This is a genomic window from Collinsella aerofaciens, from assembly GCF_028209885.1.
GTDB classification, from domain to species: Bacteria; Actinomycetota; Coriobacteriia; order Coriobacteriales; family Coriobacteriaceae; genus Collinsella; species Collinsella aerofaciens_BA.
In genome coordinates this window covers 1-3,028 of sequence record NZ_JAQLEM010000066.1, presented here as the reverse complement: position 1 = coordinate 3,028, position 3,028 = coordinate 1, and the positions used below count along the sequence as shown (strand labels likewise).

The 3,028-nt window shown below is 58.0% G+C and carries 5 protein-coding genes; all 5 read right to left on the bottom strand.

The genetic code is table 11. The features are described from left to right. A partial coding sequence (locus PMX21_RS09935) for a Rep family protein (protein ID WP_271759284.1) occupies positions 1-402 on the bottom strand: 402 nt, incomplete at its 3' end. A 92-nt stretch (positions 403-494) separates the two neighbouring features. Continuing rightward, on the bottom strand, positions 495-776 hold the full coding sequence (locus PMX21_RS09930; protein WP_155086623.1) for a hypothetical protein: 282 nt from the start codon (positions 774-776) through the stop codon (positions 495-497). Between the two features lie 2 nt (positions 777-778). Further along, positions 779-1,033 (bottom strand): hypothetical protein, encoded by a 255-nt coding sequence (locus PMX21_RS09925; protein ID WP_117843712.1) that lies wholly within the window; start codon positions 1,031-1,033, stop codon positions 779-781. 49 nt (positions 1,034-1,082) lie between these two features. Then, positions 1,083-2,192 (bottom strand): MobV family relaxase, encoded by a 1,110-nt coding sequence (gene mobV / locus PMX21_RS09920; RefSeq protein ID WP_271759283.1) that lies wholly within the window; start codon positions 2,190-2,192, stop codon positions 1,083-1,085. 450 nt (positions 2,193-2,642) lie between these two features. Then, the coding region (locus PMX21_RS09915) for a Rep family protein (protein WP_271759282.1) at positions 2,643-3,028 on the bottom strand (386 nt) is incomplete at its 5' end.

Sequence of the window (3,028 nt, the reverse complement as noted above, 5' to 3'; positions counted from 1 at the left end):
CTTGTCCGAGCACTTCTCGTGCGTCAGGTACAAGGCCATGCTCGCCTTGCTCTTCGCGTACTTAATCGAATGGGTGTGCAGAAATGCGAAGTCCTCTTTAACAGTGTCGTAGCCCACGGGCTGTGGGTACTCAACTAAGCCGTGGTGGTGCGCGACCTTGACCTCGCCCTCGATGTGGTCTGGGTTCCTGCGCTCGTCCGCAGCCGTCCACACATCCCTGTCGTGAAGCGGCGAGACTAGAAACGGCAGTCCGAGTTCATCGCACTCGTCACGCCAGCCAACCTCGGCGGTATCGGGATAGAAGATGAACATCCAAACCTTGTGACGCTTCCCAGCCCCACGGTTCTCCTTCTCCCACTTGCGCTGTGCTTCGCGCTGCTTTTCTTTGTCCTTGTATGGCATGATGCTATAATTCTCCTTGCAGAAAGGACTGGTTAAACCGTCTGCTAAAAGCCCCTAAGCCGCCAAGCAAGAGGGGCTTTCTTTTTGCCTATTTACGCTATGGCCATGAGACCATCCGCGAGGATTCCGCGAGCGTATGCACCCGTCGATTTGCCCTCGGCCTTCGCTTCTTTCTCAAGCGCCCGCTTCATGGCAGCGGGAACCTTGAGCGACAGCGTCACAGTATCCGGAGCCGCCTTCGGAAGCTTACCCTCGACAATCTCGCCGACGTTGACCCATCCGCTAGGCCACTCGTCACGCTCAAGAGCGCTCTCCCAGTCGGCAATCATCTCGTCGGTAACGACCTTGCCGTTCTCGGCAACGATTCCGTTCATGTCTACCTCCATCCCAGCTCACGCTTGAACTTCTTCGTCGGCGGCACCATCGCGTGGAACACGCACCAAACGCCGTCGATATCCATAAACCCAATCAGCTCGGCGAACCTCCCGTCAGGAAGAGAACCGACCGAAATCCAGAGCGGCGGGTCGTCCGTGCCATTTCGCTGCCGACACCTAATCGGGTTCTCCCACGCATATGCGACTTCCTCGCTGGTAAGCCCGTGCTTGAGGGCGTTCCCGTGTACTCTGACCACTGCCGTTCTCCTTTCTTCCCTAGCAAGTATACCCGATTAGTATACTGAATCAAAGCGCCTGCCCATCATAGTTGCGGTCAGGCGCGAAACCCGACCGCTCAAGCTCAAGCCGTTTGCTAGCCGCACGACCTTCCTCAACGTCATCGAACGGAGACCACTCGTCCATCTCCTTTTCAAGCTGGTTCATTTCCTTGAGCTTTTCGCGAGCGCCCTTCTCAAGAACGCGCTCGGCTCGCTTGCCGTCTTTTTCGCTCTCGAAATCTCGACCAGCTTTGAGCGCGTCCCAGCAAATCGGGTTTTCCGAGAACTCAATGAGCTTGTCCCTGAACCTCTTTAGCAACTTCCTCCACGACAGGGCTTCGGCAATCTGCGCCAGCTCGGTTTTTATCTTCTTGAATCGAGTTGCGTAACCATCCAGCTTGGTCTCGCACTCGGTAACTTGGTCTTTCGCTTTCTTTGCGGCATCCTGCGCAGTTTTGAGGGCATCCTTCACAACGGCAAGTTCCGCCGTCACCGATTCCAGCTGTTTGGTCTTCTCGTCGAGCTCAGCCTGTATACGGAGGTTCTCGGCCTTGTATTCGGCCACGGACTTGTGCCGCTTCACTGGTTCCCCGTCCCCGCGTTTCTCGCCCCTAGAAAGGCCGTACAGCGCTCCTACGCGCCCATAGAACCTGTCCTGCATCTTCCCGAGCGCCATCTTGTTCGGGAAGAATTCCTTCCACGAGAGCTTGCCGTCCCTCAACGGCACGAAACCGAAATGCGCGTGCGGGGTCTCCTCGTCCATGTGCACCGTGAAGTGAACCATGTTCGATTCACCGAACTCATCGCAGCAGAACCGGTACGCGTCATCGAAGAACTCGCGCACCTTGTCATCGTCCGCCAGCTCGAAGAACTCGGGACTCGCCGTCACGATTCCCTCGACGAGCTTCACCGCGTCCTTGCGCACCTTGCGCTCGCCCGAATACCCGTCGTCAATCCTCGCCTGCACCTCGCGCTCGTAATCGACGTGAGAACGCATCTCGCGGTTCAGCCGGGTTCGGGTTTGGTCTATGTCAGGGTTCGTGTGCTTTCCCGGCTCGCGGTCGTTGTGGTACTGCATGGCACCTATCGCGGCACCCTTGCACTTCTGGACTCGAAGGATTGCGTACTGCTTCCCCATCGGCGGCGGCACCTCCCGGCTTTTTGGAACAAAAGGGTAACGCACTCCCCTTTTACCTACGGAAAAGAGGGCGCGCCGACAGTGTACCACTGTCGGTTCTCCGCGACTTAGGGTCGCTCCGCGCCTGCGGCTTGGCGACACGCGGCGGCGCGTGCATGAGGGGGGCAGGCCCCCTCAAACTCCCCCAAGGGTTCGGGTTCGTGGTTCGGCACCCCCCTGCGCGGGGGTCGCAGAAAGCCCCGCGCAGCAGCATCCCCAAATCAACCTTCGTCGAGACTTGGGCAAGGAAAGGGTCGATGGAGCAGAGCGTCCATCGACCCTTAATCAAGTCTGGTCTATTCGGTTGCCCGCCGCGTCAATTCCGCAATCCGTGAACGAGGGTTCCGAGATCCGCATTCGCGGAACTCTCCACCCCCGTGGTCACGCATTGCTGCATTGACCCGTCTGCCCTCACACAATCGTCTCGTCGCTGTTGTCGCGACGCTTTTCATAGTCGAGCTTCGCGGCCTGCTGGATGGCGTTGCGCCGGCGCTCGATGAAATTGCCGATTGCCCACGCACACTTGAGGTCGAGGGCACGGCTCCACATGTCGTTGTTCTCGTCGCACCAAAGTTGAAACTCGTAGAACTCCGAGACGTTGTTCGCGATGATGTATTGACGCATCTCCTTCATCATCGCGTGCAAGTCCTCAAGCTCGTTGCACCAGTCGTGCCAGTTCGCACCACCGAACTCGAGAACGTCCCTCCAGTCGTACTGAACCTTGTCCGAGCACTTCTCGTGCGTCAGGTACAAGGCCATGCTCGCCTTGCTCTTCGCGTACTTAATCGAATGGGTGT

What these genes read in the sequence shown, in the direction of transcription:
- mobV (WP_271759283.1), bottom strand. Translation starts at nt 2,192, where the DNA reads ATGGGGAAGCAGTACGCAATCCTTCGAGTCCAGAAGTGCAAGGGTGCC.
- PMX21_RS09930 (WP_155086623.1), bottom strand. Translation starts at nt 776, where the DNA reads ATGAACGGAATCGTTGCCGAGAACGGCAAGGTCGTTACCGACGAGATG.